Genomic DNA, 15,329 nt, shown 5'->3' with positions numbered 1-15,329 from the left:
AAAATCAGTGTGCCTGGTTGCGCGCCAGGATTTGCTGCTCGGTGCCTTCACGCCCCATGAGAGAGGCCATCTTCTTAGCCTTCTCGTATCCCTCGGGAAGTTTCGCGATCTCTGCCCTAAGTTTATGACGTTCTAGGTGCTGAACGTTTGGCATGAGAAGCGTTTGATCTCGCACCACCACGCCCGTTACGACTACCGGCGCATTAATCTGACCGATTTCCTTTGACGCTTTGAAGCTGTGACCATGGTGAGCAAGCCGCTCCTTGATCGCATGAACCAGCACCCCGGGAACGTTTTGCCCAGAAACTGTTATGTCATCGACATACACGCTAACCTGGCATCCGGCATCACGGGTCAGCTGATCAATCTCGTCCCACATGTCAGCGTAGGCCCAAAAGGCCAGCGATGGGCTGGCAGGGCTTCCGGCTGGCAGAACCCCGTTCAGCGTTGTGAGATCAAGGAGGACTTTCACTACGTCGGGAGGGCACCCAAGATATTTTCCTAAGAACCATGCTACCTTGCTGGCTGTGCAGCTCGGATAGAAATCTTCGATGTCGAGAAGATGGAACGCTGCTGCACCGCGATGCCGTGCGGCATTGTCGATGTTCGAGCGACCGCGCACTGGCGACATCAGGTAGTCCGGAGTTTTCACCCGCAGCAGCAACTCTCCGATCCGCCGTTGAATACGCTTCAGATCGCCCCGTGGTGCAAGGACAGGACGGAATGTTCCGTCTTTTTTCTTCTTGCGCAGAGGCTTGTAGAGATCGGGTGCGGCCTTCAACTCAGCAAACTTCTCAGAACTGGTCTGTAATAGTTTGAACAACTTTTTGCGTGTGCTGCACCGATAAAGGGCACATTGATCGAGGGCATAGGACTTGTCGCGGCGCTTCGTCATGATGACGCTCGCTTCCGCTCGATCATCCTCAGAAAATCAAGTATCTTGTCAGCGACAACCCCACGCGCTTTCTCGATAGCGCCCGGCGTCGTGCCTTCTGTCAACTTCTCGTCAAAAAACCAGATCGAACTGACTGGCAGATCAAACTCTTCGGCGTATCGTGCAACGATTTCCTGACTTGGCACTTTCCGGCATCGTTCGATATCAGAAAGGTGCGATTGGGAAATATCGAGGCGTTCCGCCAACTCGTTCTGTTTCAGGTCATGGAAGACCCGGATCAATCTCAGTGCTTCACCTAGCATTCTCGGTCCTCCTTTCGCCAAATGCGAACATTAAGGGTCGCGCGGTTAGTCGCCGGACAACCGGGACAGCCATTCGATGAGGTCAAAGAGTTTCCCCATCCCCCAGGCTACCCAGAATGCGCCCTTTAACAGGCGAGACTTCCACGTCGGCTTGCGCTTCCGTTTTGTCTCGCGTGTCCCACGCTGGCTGATCTCGTCGGTGTCGTAAGCCATGTTATGGCCTCCTCTGCTGGCCCTGCCGCAGGATTGCGAAAGGGTGTCGCCACCAGCGCGAGGAACGGAGAGACCGTCCTTATCCCTTATGCTGGCCCCCCGGGGTCGCCCGGGGGGCCGCCGCCCCGCCGCCGCCGCCACAGGGGCCGCTTGGGGGGTAGGCGTCAGAGGGAACTAGCCCCTCCACGGATCGGTGAACCGACCCTAAGTACAGCGATTTTATTCCGAACCGAACCGAAGCCCGGCATACCGATAAGACATAGATAGGATCTTCCTTGCGCGATACAAGATCGCTGTAGGCGATTTTTTTGCAACTTCCCTAAGGGACACCGTTACGAACGAAGACGCCGTCACCGAGGCCCTGAAAGTCCAAGAAGGTCGCTTCCGGACCTTCGCTGTATCCGTCACCGATGTCCGGTTTTGGCCGAGTGCATTGCTTCAGTCCAGATCGACCCCGCCGAGGCGCGGCGCATGTACATGCGTTCGGACGAGTAACGCCGCGGCCGCGCCCGCGATGGCGCCGAAGAAATGCGCCTCCCACGAGACGCCAGGTTGGCCCGGAAGAACGCCCCAGAGAATGGAGCCGTAGAGCAAACCGACCACCAGTGCCGCGCCCAGCGTGATCAGTGAACGATCCACGAGGCCGCGCGCGACGAGGAAGCCAAACCAGCCGAAGACGAGCCCTGACGCGCCGATATGGATGGCCGAGCTTCCGAACAGCCAGACAAGACCGCCGCCGAGGCCGATCACCACTGCGGTCACCGGCAGCAAGGCCCTCGTGGTCGTTGCCACCAACAGCCCACCCATCACCAAGAGCGGCGGCGTATTTGCCATAAGGTGCGCGAAACTTCCATGCAGGAGGGGCATGGCGATGACACCATCCAATCCGCTTACGTGACGGGGGATCAGGCCGAAGGCCGGATTCAAGCCGTAACCGATAATCCAATTGAGGAGGTGAACCGCCCAGAGCAGTGCGACAAAGGCGACAAGCGCCGCGGCGCGACGAAAGAAGGCGCGCATGTGATCCCGGTTCATCATGTTGGCGACAGTAGACGTCACCACAGCACCTTCAACGGCTTTCGCGCGCTGCACAGGATGCCACCTCCAAGAAAGGGGGTTTGAGGCGGCCAACCTCGGTACGGCTCAAGCCAAGAGAATGGCTCGGATCTTACACGGTGTTTCCCGGACGAAAGGGCTGCGGTTCACGCTCGGGACGCTTCAGGGCTTCGGCGTATTTGCGCGCATTGTCATCGATCGTGTTGTGCCAAAGCTTCGAGACGAAGGCCCGGGCGTCTTGGACTGTCATGTCTTTCAGCGAAGAGGACAGCGCCATGAAAAGCTCATCCTCACTGATTGCAGCGGCACTGTGCATGGCGTCCGCGTAAAATGAAGGGTCGTTCAGGACCTGTTCGCTTAGCGGCATCAGCGCGAGGTTCTCCTCCGGGATCGCCATGAAGATCGTGTCCTGAACTTCGGTCAGATACGCACGCCGCGATGTGGACACCGGCTTTCCCGCCGCCTTGGCCTCCAGAAATGCCTGCCTTGTCCTGTCGAGCTTTGCCCTTGCATGGATCATGATGACATCACGCTTGCGGTCAAGCAGCGCAAATCCGGTGCAACGCTCGATATGAGCAAGAAGCTCTGCAACCTCTGCTTCTACATCAAAGCTCTCGAACCACGGAGCTTTTCCCAGTCTCGCCACCATGCGCCTACCTTCGTCCATTCGATAATATATTATCGTATATCATATTCAGCAGATCGCAAGCAGATGGCGCCCGTCATGCAGCCAAACATGGAAAAAGGGGAACCGTGATCCCACGGCTCCCCTTTGGGTTCAGATCGTCTCGCCCTCGCGTGCCAATTAGGCGACCAACGACAGCCCCGTGCCTGCGTCCTGCGGCTGCTCACCGCTGTCGATGAACGGGATGATGGAGAAGGCCTGCCCGCCGCGCTGCTCTTCGTTCTGCACGGCGTTCACGCGCAGGTCGCCATCGGGCGTGTTGATCAGCAGCGACAGGTAGTCATTGCCCGTGCGGCTGCTTTTCGCCATCCAGGCCGAGCCGACGCGGATCGGTGTGCCCCGGGGCGAGCTGACCTCGATACGGTAATCGGGGTGGGTTTCCTCGGATTTGTAGCTGTTCTCGATCAGCATGAACTCCAGATCGAACATCATGTTGGCGATGTAGCCGGTGAAGGCGTTGTCGGCGTCCATGGCGGTGAGCTCCCCCGAGATCGAGCCGGATTTCATCAGGCCGTTCGAGACCAGAGGGATGATCTCGAATTCGCCGCTTTGGGCCGCGCGCGCCTCTTTCGTCTGCACCGCGTTGACCCGGAAGGGGCCCAAGCCGACATCGATCTGCATCGAGATGTAGGGGTTGCCGCTGGTGTTGCCGGTCTCGTTCCAGGCCGTGCCGATGCGCACCTTGCGGCCTGATTTGTTGACTGCCGTCACGTCAAAATCCGGGCTGCGTTCGGACATCTTGGCCCGCGCCTCCAACTGGATGGCGATGTCAAAGCGCGTCGAGTGGATCATGCCGGTGTACTGAGCGGCTGCGGTCTCGACATTGCGGGTGAGGGTTCCTGCGAACATGGGATGTTTCCTTTTGGATTGGCCGGTGCCTGACGTCCTTGCCAGCGCATCCGGGATTGCTTTTTCGACCCCTCCTGGGATCACAAACCAGAAAGCTCGCTTTCCTTTCTTCCCAACCTTCAGTTCAGCGCTGTCGCCTGAGAGATTGTGCCACCTCCCCGCCGGGTACGACGCCCCTCCCCTGCCCGTCTGCTCTCAGTTGGCTGTCCTGGCTCTTCTCGTCGCCACCCTCCGGTCCAGCGATAAAGAACTCTGCTTCCTCCCCGTTCAACCGCTGCCCGCTCCGGTCGGTCAGCCCGATGGTGCTGCCGTTCGGCTCAAACGTAATCAGGTATTGGCCGAGGCTGTCCTTGTGCACGCGGTAGCCGGTGTTGGCCCAATGCACGGTCCGACCGGCATCGATGGCGGCTTTGATTTCATCGAGTGTCAAGATCTTCACCCCTCACCTATTCCGCTGCCACTGAAGCCACGTCCCGCGTGGCGTCTGGTCCGGTTCCAACAATCCGGGCCAGAATGCTTCCCGTGTCGATCCCGTCCCCATGCGGCAGGAACACCCGCAACTGGAAGGCAATGATCTCAGTGAAACACCCCATGACCTTGAGGCCTTCGATCATGCCCTTGTCCGCGCCGCCAAGCTCGAGGCGCATCTCGCCTGCGACGCGGCGACGGGTCAGGGTCAGACCCCGGCCCAGATCGACCGGCGCGGTGGTGCCGAGGGCGGCGGTTAACATCTCCTGCGGCGTTTGCGGATTGGAGACGAGGAAGCGGGCGCGCAGCGCGGCCGCACCTTCCTCGCTCAGCGTGCGCCCGATCATGGCGGCCGCCCCGTCCGGCGTGACCCTGTAGATGCGTTCATTCGTGGTCGGAATATCCTTCCAGATCGGCAGCAACAGCCCGGTCAGCAGGTAGAGCCTGGTCGTGGTGGTTTTTGGCAGGGACGCAGCCTCGGCATCCCAAAATCCTGCAAACTCGGGCCTGTTGATCTCTTCCCAGGCCGAGGACTCGAACCGCGCCTCTTCGAGATAGCTCGACCCGTTTGGCCGCACTACCTTGCGCATCAGCGTGACGATGTCCTCGTCATACATCTGCATGGGCCGCGCCGAGATGAGCGCTGCGCGGCCGGAGGCGCGATTGACCATCGGCAGCTTGTCGGGATTGCGTGAGAGGGCCTCTTCGGCACCAAGGACGTGCACCGGGTCCGTCACCTCAAGTCCGATGATCCGCGTGACCGCACCGGATTTCGGGCAGGTCCAGAGATCCTCGGTGGAGACCTGTTCGATCTTTTCGCCGCGCAGGGTTTCGACGCCGAGATCGAGCGTGCCCGCCGCGCGCGCCCGTTCAGTCTGATCGGCAATCCGGCGCATGAACTCGGCAAAGAGCGCGTTCTGAATGTGGATGGGCAGGGCCAGAACCCGGTTGAGAAACCGCTGGATCGGGGGAAGCTCCTCGAGAAGCACAGCGTCCTTGTCGATCAGTCGCAGGGCTGTCCAGTCGTTGAAGCTCTCGTAGCTCATCGCCTCGGCGCGCCCGGCGGCAAGATCGGCGAAATACCCACGCAGAGCCGCCCGCGCGATCGGGCTTTCGAGATTGTCCTCCTCGCGGAACATGCCTTGCGAGCCGGTCTCGCGCTGGCCCTTGGTCAAGGCCCCCAGCTGGTCGAGGCGCTTGGCGATCGTCGAGGTGAAACGCTTTTCGCCATGCACATCCGAGGTGCAGACCCGGAAGAAGGGCGCGCTGACCTGAGCCGAGCGATGCGTGCGCCCGAGCCCCTGGATGGCCGCATCCGCGCGCCAGCCGGGCTCCAGAAGATAGTGCCGCCGCCGCTTCTGGTTCTTCGCCGTTTGTGCCGCATGATAGGACCGGCCCGTCCCGCCCGCATCGGAAAAGATAAGGATATCCTTCTCGCCGTCCATGAAGGCTTGGGTCTCGGATGAATTGCTGCTGGCGGCGCGCTTCTCGATGAAGAGATGACCATCCTCGGCCTTCAAAGGGCGGATGGACCGACCCGTGACCTCTGCGACGGCCTCGTCGCCAAAAGCCCAGAGGATCTGATCGAGCGCCGAGGGGATCGGCGCCAGCGTCATCAACTCCATCATGGCCGCATCGCGCAGGGCGAGCGCCTCGCGCGAGACGACGAGCGCGCCGGTCTCATCCCGCAAGGGTTCCGCCACCATGTTGCCGTCAATCTCCACGAGCTTTTGCGCATGAATCGGGAAGGCCTGTTCGAGGTATCCCAGGACGTAGTCGCGCGGCGTTAGCGCGCCCTCGACCAGCTCGTCCTCCGGGTCCATCGTCTCAAGCCGACGTTTCAGCAGGCTTTCGCCTGTAGAGACCACCTGAATGACGCAAGCCTTGCCCGCCGCCAGATCGTCCGCGATGGCGCGGATGATGGTCGGGGCCTTCATGCCCATCAGCAGATGATTGAAGAAGCGCTGCTTCGTGCTCTCGAAGCGAGATTTGGCCGAGGAGCGTGCGGCCGAGGCATTAGTCTCTCCCGAGGCGTCGTTGACGCCGGTCGCTGTCAGCGCGGCCTCGAGATTGTGATGGATCGTCCGAAACGAAGTCGCGTATGCGTCGTAGATCTCGATCTGGGCCTGAGTGAGCGCGTGTTCGAGCACGTCATACTCCACGCCGTCGAAGCTGAGGGCACGCGCCGTGTAGAGCCCGAGCGTCTTGAGATCGCGCGCGACCACTTCCATGGCAGCGACACCGCCGGCTTCCATCGCAGAAACGAAGCTCTCGCGGCTTGGGAAGGGGTATTCGGGGCCCTGCCCCCAGAGCCCCAGCCGCGCGGCATAGGCGAGGTTGTGGACGCTCGTCGCACCCGTGGCCGAGATGTAGAAGACGCGAGCGCGGGGTGCTGCCAGTTGCAGCCGGAGGCCAGCAAGGCCCTGCTGGGAGGGTTTGACCCCCCTGCCCTGCTCCGATCCGGCCGCGTTCTGCATGGCATGGGCCTCATCAAAAGCGAGGACGCCGTCGAAATCTTCGCCCATCCAGTCGAGGATCTGGCTCAGCCGCGTGGTGCCGCATTTGCCCGCGGACCGCAGCGTGGCGTAGGTGACGAAGAGGATACCGTCGCCCATCGGGATGGGCTGGTCCGGTTTCCATTTGGAGAGCGGCTGAATGTCGGCGGGCGAGCCGCCGAGATCGGTCCAGTCGCGGATCGCGTCCTCGATGAGCGTCGCGGATTTGGAGACCCAGATCGCCTTCCTGCGCCCGGCCAGCCAGTTCACGAGAATGAGCCCCGCGCATTCGCGGCCCTTGCCGCAACCGGTGCCGTCGCCGAGGAAATAGCCAAGGCGATAGGCTCGTGCATCCGGGTCATCATCGGCGCGCGTCAGCTTGGTCTGGTCGTCATCGATGGTAAACCGACCGGGCAGATCACGCCCATGGGCATCATGCGCCATGATGATGGTCTCGAGCTGCGCCTCGGAGAGATCTCCCTCCTCGATCAACCGTGCGGGCAGGCGCAAGCCATCACGGCCCGTATTTGAGGGCATGGGCGGGGCAACCGAGGCCATGGCGATGCTTTCGACGAGCGGCGTGGGATGTTCTTGCGCACCCGCGATCTCGATCCGTTGCGGACGGTAGCGCGCATATATGTCCGAGATCGGCGTGTTGTCGCGCGGGGTCTCAAGTCTCGTGAAAACTAGCGGGACAACGGCATTGGCCCGGGGTTTGGAGGCGGCGACAGGCGCAGCGGCGGTCTTGCGCGGAGCAGAGGATGGAACGGTCGGCCGCGCAGGAGTAACCGCTGCCGCCCGTTGGACGGGGCGCATCTCAGGCCGGGTTGCGGCCACGGCGACGACAAAAGGAAGGGCTTCATCCAGATCCCGCACAGGGACGCGGATCATTTCGCCATCCTCCTGCACCTTGTCGAAGACCATGAGCTGGGTTTCGACAGAGGTGCCGAGCTTGCGATAGACCTGTCCCGGCATCGTCAGCGCCAATCGCGGCGTCAGGAGACCGCAGGCGCGGGACCAATACGCGGAATCGCGTTCGGGCGTGAATCCTGGCGGCATGATCGCCACCAGCCGCCCGCCGGGTGCCAGACGCTTTGCAGCCGCGATGAGATGCTTGGCGGCGATGTGCTTGTCTCGGGAGCGATCGACCGAGGAGGCGAAGGGCGGATTCATCACCACGACGTCGGGCAGAACGGGCGACTGCAGCAGATCGTCGATATGCTCGCCGTCATGGCCCGTCACCTCGCCGCCGAAAACCGCGCGCAGGAGGCGCTGGCGAAAGGGGTCGATCTCGTTGAGCAAAAGCATGGCACCGGCCCGGGCGGCGAAAGCGGCCAGTGCACCGGTGCCCGCCGACGGCTCCAGCACGGTCTCGCTCTTGCGGATCGCCGCGGCCCGCACCGCCATGGTCGCGAATGCCAGCGGTGTGGAAAACTGCTGCAGCCGGATCTGCTGCTCTGACCGGCGCGTTTCCGTCAGAAGCCGTGAGGCAAGCAGCTTTGCGGCGGCGATGTCACCTTCGGCGCCGTCCCCACGCAGCAGCACCTGGATAGCCGCAGCCTGCATCAGGTCATATGCCATGCGCCAGTCCCAGGCACCGCCGGCATCGCTGCCATGAAACGTCTCGCGCATGATGCGCGCCAGCGCTGAGCTGCGCAGCGGATGGAGGTCGATCTCCGTGCCGATCTGCTCGAGGGCAGAGGCGAGGTCAGGGTGGGAGATCGAGAGAGCCGGATTTGCCGGTTTGGGCTTGGTCATGGGGATTTTCCTTTGGATCAGGGTCTGAGTTCCAAAGGACAAAAAGCCCCCTTTCGCTTTTCAGGGTGACGGGGGTCAGACCGCGCCGACCTCAAAGGCTTGGTCAGGACTTGGGTTCGACCTGCCGCTTCGCATCAATCAATGCCTGTGCGGCCTGCATCACCTGAACCTGAGATGTTCCCGAGCGTGCATCCTCCAGCGCGGCCTGCACCTGCGCGCAAAACCACGTGTCATAAGAATTCGCTTCAGCGGCCACGGAAATGCTCCTCGAGCCCGATATCCAGCAGCTTGCCGAGGTCATCGGGCATGTCTGCAACGCGTACAGCAATTGGGAAACGGTGCCCCGTCAGGTCAGGCGCGCATTGCTCCTCTAGACCGAGGTGCTGCCTATCCTTTTCCGTCTCATTCATTGTGCTTTCTCCGACCGCATTATCAGCCGATGCTACATCTTCGAGCGTGGCGTCGTAAATGATAATGCCAAAGGGTCATAGCAAGCTGGCCCACTTACCGATCGGGCACCGCTTCAAGGGATTTCTCGAACCGCTTGCCTGCCGCTGCAGCTTCTTTCAAGAGCGCGTCGAAATTGTCAGGTGGATTGCCATCTTCCAGCATTCCTTTGAACGTCGCATAGGCGTCCGTCTTGCTGCCGTAGGCGCGCAGGGTCTTGTCGTCGTTCACCCAGGCCACCACGATGACCTTCGCATCGCTGTTGAACCGATAGAACAGCCGATACTGCTGGAAGAATTTCGCCCGGAACCAGTGCTTGCGGTGATCGCCGAGTGTGCCGCCTTGCCGGAAGGCGGCGGCACCCGGATCTGCCGGTATGGCCTCGGTGACCAGCTTGAAGATGGCGGCCAGCCGTTTCGTGGAATTCTTCTTGCGCCAGGTCTTGGGATCGCGTGCCTTACGCACCTCGACTTCCTCGATCAGCCCTTCGAGCTGGTCCAGAAAGAGCGGATGCGCATAAATCGACCATCCGTTTACGACAAGGGGCGCTTGGGCGGGCACGCTATCGCCGCTCATTCATCCTCGAGCGATAGCGGCGCATCGAGATCGACATCAACGTCTCCGACCAGTGCTGCAAGACGGTCATGCAAAGCCCCATCGAACGCCCGAATGCGGTCCGGATGCGCCTTGATATCGGCCTCGACAAAATCGAGAAAGGCTCCGAGCACGGGATCTTCCTCGTCGCTGCGCACGGGCTCGATATAGACCCTGCCACTCGGCTCGGTGCAGTAACGAATCTGGTCGCCCTTGCCCAGCTTGAGTTGCTTGCGAACACCCGCCGGCACGGTCGTCTGATACCGATCCGTGAGTTTCGAGACATCTTGTGCGAGCGCTGTCATGGCAGTCTCCTGAAAGAGAGGGATCTTTGCTGCCTGCGATAGGTAATGCATTTGCATTGCCTTGTCAAGACAAGCCGCAGCATCTGCTGTCGCCGGGCAAGTCGATGACCCGTCCGGCGCAGGACCTAATTTCGCCCCGCCAGGAACTCCGCCAGCACCGGGCTAGCCGCACCTTTCGTGGAGCTGAGCAGCTCCGAGCCCGCAAGCGAGGCCTTTGACAGGCGTACGAGCCCACCAGTTTCCTCGATGCGGTAGCAGCGGCGCTTTTGCCGCCCGCGCCTGTAGTGGGTCGCGGTGACAATCTGGCAGGTACTGCCATCGGTGAGCGTCACAGGTGCTGCGAGCTTGATCTTGTCGCCTTCCTCGTAGTCCGGGATCGACGCCCAGTCCCGGCAGCGCTGACGCCAGTCCTGGGCGTAGCTGTCTGGGTCTTTCAGCTCGGACAGCAGGGCCAATAGGCTCAGTGGCGCGCGGGATTCGACCGGTCCCGCGCTTTCCTCCATGTCCTTGTAGCCCCAGCAGCCGTCATCATATCGGGTAAGGAATACGGCGGCGAAAGTGATGGAGCCATCCGCATCGGTGACATAGGTCGTGTCTTCGACAGGGGTGCCGTCGATATTTGTGACCTTTGCCGCCGCGTACCAAGTCGAACCCACCTTGCAGGCTTTGACCAGTTCCGTCTTGCGCCTTTCGCCCTCGAAGGTGCACAGCCGAGCAATCTCCGCTTTCTCATCCGCGTAGGTCTGGACGCGGCCGTCGGTGTAGAAGAGCCAACCCATCACGCCGCCCTCCGGTCATCGATTTCCATCAGCGCATCGAGCGGCACGCGGTAGGGCTGCATGGCGTCGAAATCCTCGCAATTGCCGCAGTTCTGCACGATCGCGAAGGTGTCGCAGGCATCCTTCAGGATGACCCGGAAGGTGCCGCCGAGGCCCGAGGGCACTTCGTAGGTCCCGCCGATGAGATAATCCGAGGCCCGGCGCACGAAGACGCGGATACTGTGGCCATCGGTGGCGAGCCGGATCGCCCCCCGCCCCCGGTCGATGAGCACCTGCACGTCATCCAGGATGTCGGTGTAGAACTGGCCGGTCAGATCACGAAACGCCATGCGGCGCTGCGCCATCCAGTCGGTGTCCCGAAACGGGTTCATGCCGTCGGCGAAGGCGAAGGAGGGATCGGCCTGCTCGGTGGTAACGATACGGGTGGTCGTGCCATCGATGCCGTTCGAGCGCAGATGCACACCATTGCCGACGATGAGGATCAGGGCCGGCCTGTCCACGGGCCCGTTCCAGTTGGGCAGGAAGGTCTTGCAGGCACGCGCATGTGCGATTTGCGCCGCAACAGCGGAGGCAGAGAACTTGAGAATAGCCATGGGGATGTCTTTCTGTTCGGTTTGGAAGGGTCGACCCGCGCGGGCGGCATGGTCCACGCGCGGGTCGCGTGAGGACTCAGGCCGCTTGCGCGATGTCGCCGTCAGGCTCCGGGGTTTCCGCAGCGGGCTCCGCCTCATCAAAGGCGACACCGGCGGTCTGCATCATGGGCGGACACCAGGCGCCCACGGCAGCGCGCTGCGCTTCCGTGAGCGTCGCGAAGGGCTCAGCGAAGAGCTTGTCGCAAAAGGCGACGATCTCCTTCTTGCTCGACGAGGCCAGCGTCACAGCCTCCTGGGCGAGACCCAGATCCTCGCCGAGGATCTTCAGGAGCCAGGCCTTTTTAAAGCGATTGAAGAGCGCCGCATTCGGCGTCCAGTGGGCGCGGATATCGGGCATGATCTCGATCTCGAACGCATGCATCAGGCTGTCACGCTGCCGGTCCCGGGCAAAACAGGACTGCGTGGTGCTGGCTGTCGCATAAGCGACGAGCTTGGCTTTCTCGCCGGCCTCCAGCGCGCGAAACGCCGCAAACTGATCGGCGGGCGAGCGGCTGTCATCGAGCCACGAGAGGTCCAGCGCATCATGCGCCGCCGCCACCTGCTCGAGCGAGGTCTCGTCGATCTCGTCCATCTTGGCATGGCTGCGGTATTCCTTGCGGGCGTCGATCTTGATCGCCTGCGTGACGCTCATACCGCTGGCCAGGACGTCGCTCACCAGCTTGAAAAGCGTCAGATCGAGCGTGGCTTCCGGATGCAGCGCCATCGCGGCACCGAGCGCCATGGCCCGCTCGGTCTTGAGATCCTCGGCCAGCGAGGCCGGGTAGTTGATTTCGCCGGCGTCCGGTGCCTCCTCCCCCGTCGGGTTACTTGAAGAGCCGCGTGCGCCCTCCTCTTTGACGGTGTCCTCGGGGCGGACGAGGCCAACATGGAGCGTGATCTGCCCACCCTGCCACGACGCGATCACCCCAGACCGTGCGAGGTCCTCGGCGCTGTAGGCCTCCTGCAGATCGCGCGCTTCCTCTTCCAGAGCGTCGACGCGGTCGTAAAGGGCGTTGTAGGCACCGTCGTCGAGCCCCTCATCTTCCATCTCGAGCTGCAGCTGTTCAAGTTCGGCGGCGATCTCGTCGATGCGCTTCTGGGCAGTCTCATCCGGCTCGATCGGGCCGGGATAGACGCGGCCGTAGTCGGCCATGGTCGCGTAATCATAGCGGACCATCGCATCGGCCCAGGCAAAGCCCAGCCTCATACGGGCCTCTTCGGCAGCGGCACCGAGCTTCTCGAGCAGAATGGTCTCGACCAGCGCCGCATCCTCGAGCACAGAATGCTCTTCCAGCAGATCGGCTGCGACGGCGCCGCCGCGTGCCTCGTAGTCTTCGCGCACGAAAGCCCCGATATCGTCGCTGACCTGCACCCCGCGGGATTTGAGTGCCTGACGGACGGTATAGGCCTGCAGATAGCCGCCGTCTTTCGTGAGCGCCTCGAAGACCTCGCGCTGTGCCTCCTGGCTCGGGTGCTCGGCGAAGGCCTTCATTGTGTCGAGCGTGATCACCTTGCCCCGAGCCGCGGCGCGGATGTCGGGGTGGATCAGGCCATAGCGCAACCGGCCTTTCACGGCGGCGACGGTCGTGCCGAATGACTTCGCGATGGTCTCGGGCGTCTGGCCGTCGACCTCCATCATGCGGGCGAAGGCCTCGAACTCGTCGATTGCGTTCATCGGGGCCTGGGTGATGTTCTCGGCGAGCGACAGTGCCGTGGTGACGTCGCACTCCTCCGGCACAAGGCGACAGTCGATCTTGGTTTTCGCAGTGAACCCCTTGGCGGCCTTGTCTGCGGCCAGCTCCTTCAGGGCTGCATGGCGCCGGCCACCGGCGAGGACAGCATATTTGCCGTCAAGCTTCTGGACCAGGAGAGGCTGGAGCAGGCCCAGCACAGCGATGCTGGCCTTCAGATGCGCGATGTTCTCGGGGTCATAAGTTTCCGGCGAGTTGCTGCGCACGTTGGCGGGATGGGCGGTCAGATCGCCGATGGCGACGGTGAGAGCGGTAATGCTTTTAGTCATGGGATATCCTTCCAGGTGGGTGAGGTGTGGCCCGCGCCTTCACGCGCGTGACCAATCCCCGTCTTCAGGGATCACCACGACAAAAGGCCCACTCTCCCTTTGAGGGGTCAGTGGGCCTTCATCGCCTGGGGTGTCAGGAGAGGGTGTCCCCTGCCCTTCTACCAGTCGCGCGCCAACATAATGGTCAGCACGCGCATGGTGGTGGCGGGGTTGTCCGGGGTCTCAGCCCCGTAGCGGAAATCCGAGTCCGCCTCATAGAGATCGATTTTCCAGAACACGGTCTCGCCCCGGATCTCGACCGCCCCGAAATCATGCCAGCCTTCCGGGTCATTTTCGGGCTCGAATGTGGCAAACTCACCAGTCGCCTTCACCGCCTCGGCCATGAAGCCATCGTCGGCCTCCATAAGCGAGCGGGTGACATGCATCCGGCCCTGGATGGGCTGCGCGGGCGGCACTCCAAGGCATGCAAGTTTGCGAAACGCGTCGTTCTGCACCGCGATCACGGTCGGATCCGGACGGTCTGGCTGGGGTTGAACATTCATGGACATGGGGATCTCCTTTGAGAGGTTTGAAACACCCTTCTCAAAGCCCGCTTTTTCTTTTCCGCTTGGCGGATGAATCGAGGCCGAAGGCGCCCTACCCGAACAGCCCTTTGGGTCTGAAATTCGGGTTGGGGATGGTCTCGACCCAGCCACCCTGTTCCTTGATGCTCTCGAGCGCCGCCGAGAGCGGATAAGCGCCCTCGGACGTGCTCCACCAATAGGCACCGCGCTTGAAGGTGATGATCTTGCGGCGGCCGTCGTTGAAGCAGGCCACCCGCAGCGTTTTGGGTTCTTTACGTGACATGGGTGTCTCCGTTCTCCGCGCGGTCAGGCGGCCTCGGCGCCGTCCCCTGCCCTGCCCGTCTCCGATCTGGCGATCAGATAATCACAGGCGCGCTGCGCGTCCGCGGCGTGCCGGAAGATCGCGCCCTTGTCCGACCGAAGGACCCGCAACCAGTTGTGGAGATAGGCGGCATTCATCTCGAGCGTATGCGCCGTGAAGCCGAGCGACTGGCCTAGGAACACCGAGGTCAATTCCGCGACAATCTCCTCACGCGCATAGGACGTGTTGCCAAACTTCGAGAACCCGAAATCACGGTTCAATCGATGGGGGGCTTTCGTGGCATGGGCGAGCTCATGGGCCCAGACCCCGTAAAAATTGCGCGGGTCCTGGAACCGCGTGATGGACGGCATGTAGACCTTGTCCACGGGGGGCAAATAGTACGCTTCCGTGCCCGTGAAGACGGTCGTGATGTCGATGGCATCGAAAAACGCCTGCATGTGCGGGATGGGCTCGGACGGCGGATGCTCGGGCACGGGCTCCGGGTCAGGGTAGAAGCTGTCGGGCAAGCCCTCGATCTGGCAGGCGTTGAATACGCGGTAGGATTTCTGGAAGCGGAAGACACGGGCTTCCTCGGAGCGATCATCCCCGTCGCTGCGGTCATCCTCATCGCCGGCGTCCCTCCAGCTTTGACCGTAGTAAACGACGACAGAGGACTTCTCGCCCTTGCGAACCTTTGCGTCCAACGCATTGGCTTGCGGCAGCGTCATCCAGAAAGGTGAGCTGTGGCCCGCCATCACGGTCCGCATCGTCAGCAGAAAGTTGTTCACCCCCTGGTAGGGCTCACCGCCCACGCGCACGGGGCGAGAGCTGCCGCCTGCGGTCCAGGGCTGGCGCCACGGCAGCACGCCGCGCTCAATGATACGGATGATTTCGTTTGTGATGACCTCTGAGGCATCGAATTTGGGCGTGCGGGATCGGGCCATGGCTGGCGTCCTTTCGAGTTTTG

18 protein-coding genes are annotated in these 15,329 nt (G+C 62.1%); all 18 read right to left on the bottom strand.

What is annotated here, in order from left to right; all coding sequences use genetic code 11:
- Positions 1–4: 4 nt before the first annotated feature.
- The 18 genes from LZG00_20390 to LZG00_20305 all read right to left on the bottom strand — a co-directional run bounded on the left by LZG00_20390 (position 5) and on the right by LZG00_20305 (position 15,306).
- Positions 5–895 (bottom strand): reverse transcriptase family protein, encoded by an 891-nt coding sequence (locus tag LZG00_20390; protein MCF3596350.1) that lies wholly within the window; start codon positions 893–895, stop codon positions 5–7.
- Positions 892–1,197, bottom strand: coding sequence for a helix-turn-helix domain-containing protein (locus tag LZG00_20385; GenBank protein ID MCF3596349.1), 306 nt, complete (start codon positions 1,195–1,197; stop codon positions 892–894). The genes LZG00_20390 and LZG00_20385 overlap by 4 nt, the downstream gene beginning before the upstream one ends.
- A gap of 45 nt (positions 1,198–1,242) precedes the next feature.
- Complete coding sequence (locus LZG00_20380) at positions 1,243–1,410, bottom strand: hypothetical protein (GenBank protein ID MCF3596348.1); 168 nt, start codon at positions 1,408–1,410, stop codon at positions 1,243–1,245.
- A gap of 438 nt (positions 1,411–1,848) precedes the next feature.
- Entirely contained in the window at positions 1,849–2,430 is a 582-nt protein-coding gene (locus tag LZG00_20375; protein MCF3596347.1) for a rhomboid family intramembrane serine protease, read from the bottom strand.
- Positions 2,431–2,578: 148 nt separating this feature from the next.
- On the bottom strand, positions 2,579–3,115 hold the full coding sequence (locus LZG00_20370) for a hypothetical protein (protein ID MCF3596346.1): 537 nt from the start codon (positions 3,113–3,115) through the stop codon (positions 2,579–2,581).
- 156 nt (positions 3,116–3,271) lie between these two features.
- Positions 3,272–4,000 (bottom strand): DUF736 domain-containing protein, encoded by a 729-nt coding sequence (locus LZG00_20365; GenBank protein MCF3596345.1) that lies wholly within the window; start codon positions 3,998–4,000, stop codon positions 3,272–3,274.
- A 124-nt stretch (positions 4,001–4,124) separates the two neighbouring features.
- Positions 4,125–4,430, bottom strand: coding sequence for a hypothetical protein (locus tag LZG00_20360; GenBank protein ID MCF3596344.1), 306 nt, complete (start codon positions 4,428–4,430; stop codon positions 4,125–4,127).
- Between the two features lie 16 nt (positions 4,431–4,446).
- Positions 4,447–8,721, bottom strand: a complete 4,275-nt coding sequence (locus LZG00_20355; protein ID MCF3596343.1) for a strawberry notch family protein — start codon at positions 8,719–8,721, stop codon at positions 4,447–4,449.
- A 103-nt stretch (positions 8,722–8,824) separates the two neighbouring features.
- A complete protein-coding gene (locus LZG00_20350) occupies positions 8,825–8,977 on the bottom strand; it encodes a StaA (GenBank protein MCF3596342.1) in 153 nt (50 codons plus the stop codon).
- Positions 8,967–9,131: a hypothetical protein gene (locus LZG00_20345; protein ID MCF3596341.1), complete on the bottom strand. Its 165-nt coding sequence runs from the start codon at positions 9,129–9,131 to the stop codon at positions 8,967–8,969. Before LZG00_20345 ends, LZG00_20350 begins: the two co-directional genes overlap by 11 nt.
- A gap of 94 nt (positions 9,132–9,225) precedes the next feature.
- Entirely contained in the window at positions 9,226–9,744 is a 519-nt protein-coding gene (locus LZG00_20340) for a type II toxin-antitoxin system YhaV family toxin (GenBank protein ID MCF3596340.1), read from the bottom strand.
- Positions 9,741–10,067: a type II toxin-antitoxin system PrlF family antitoxin gene (locus tag LZG00_20335; protein ID MCF3596339.1), complete on the bottom strand. Its 327-nt coding sequence runs from the start codon at positions 10,065–10,067 to the stop codon at positions 9,741–9,743. Before LZG00_20335 ends, LZG00_20340 begins: the two co-directional genes overlap by 4 nt.
- A 125-nt stretch (positions 10,068–10,192) precedes the next feature.
- Complete coding sequence (locus tag LZG00_20330) at positions 10,193–10,846, bottom strand: hypothetical protein (protein ID MCF3596338.1); 654 nt, start codon at positions 10,844–10,846, stop codon at positions 10,193–10,195.
- The gene (locus LZG00_20325) at positions 10,846–11,439 is read right to left on the bottom strand and encodes a regulator (GenBank protein ID MCF3596337.1); all 594 of its coding nucleotides are present in this window, start codon (positions 11,437–11,439) and stop codon (positions 10,846–10,848) included. Before LZG00_20325 ends, LZG00_20330 begins: the two co-directional genes overlap by 1 nt.
- 76 nt (positions 11,440–11,515) lie before the next feature.
- A complete protein-coding gene (locus LZG00_20320; protein MCF3596336.1) occupies positions 11,516–13,498 on the bottom strand; it encodes a ParB/RepB/Spo0J family partition protein in 1,983 nt (660 codons plus the stop codon).
- Positions 13,499–13,656: 158 nt separating this feature from the next.
- Positions 13,657–14,046, bottom strand: a complete 390-nt coding sequence (locus LZG00_20315) for a DUF3768 domain-containing protein (GenBank protein ID MCF3596335.1) — start codon at positions 14,044–14,046, stop codon at positions 13,657–13,659.
- Between the two features lie 88 nt (positions 14,047–14,134).
- Positions 14,135–14,344 carry a DUF6330 family protein gene (locus LZG00_20310; GenBank protein ID MCF3596334.1) on the bottom strand — a complete coding sequence of 70 codons (210 nt, stop codon included), beginning with the start codon at positions 14,342–14,344 and terminating at the stop codon, positions 14,135–14,137.
- A 23-nt stretch (positions 14,345–14,367) separates the two neighbouring features.
- The gene (locus LZG00_20305; protein MCF3596333.1) at positions 14,368–15,306 is read right to left on the bottom strand and encodes an ssDNA-binding domain-containing protein; all 939 of its coding nucleotides are present in this window, start codon (positions 15,304–15,306) and stop codon (positions 14,368–14,370) included.
- Positions 15,307–15,329: the final 23 nt, after the last annotated feature.

The sequence above is a fragment of the Rhodobacteraceae bacterium LMO-JJ12 genome, assembly GCA_021555075.1.
Classification (GTDB): Bacteria; Pseudomonadota; Alphaproteobacteria; order Rhodobacterales; family Rhodobacteraceae; genus JAKGBX01.
The sequence above is the reverse complement of the archived record's forward strand: the minus strand, read 5'-3'. Positions and strand labels throughout refer to the sequence as shown.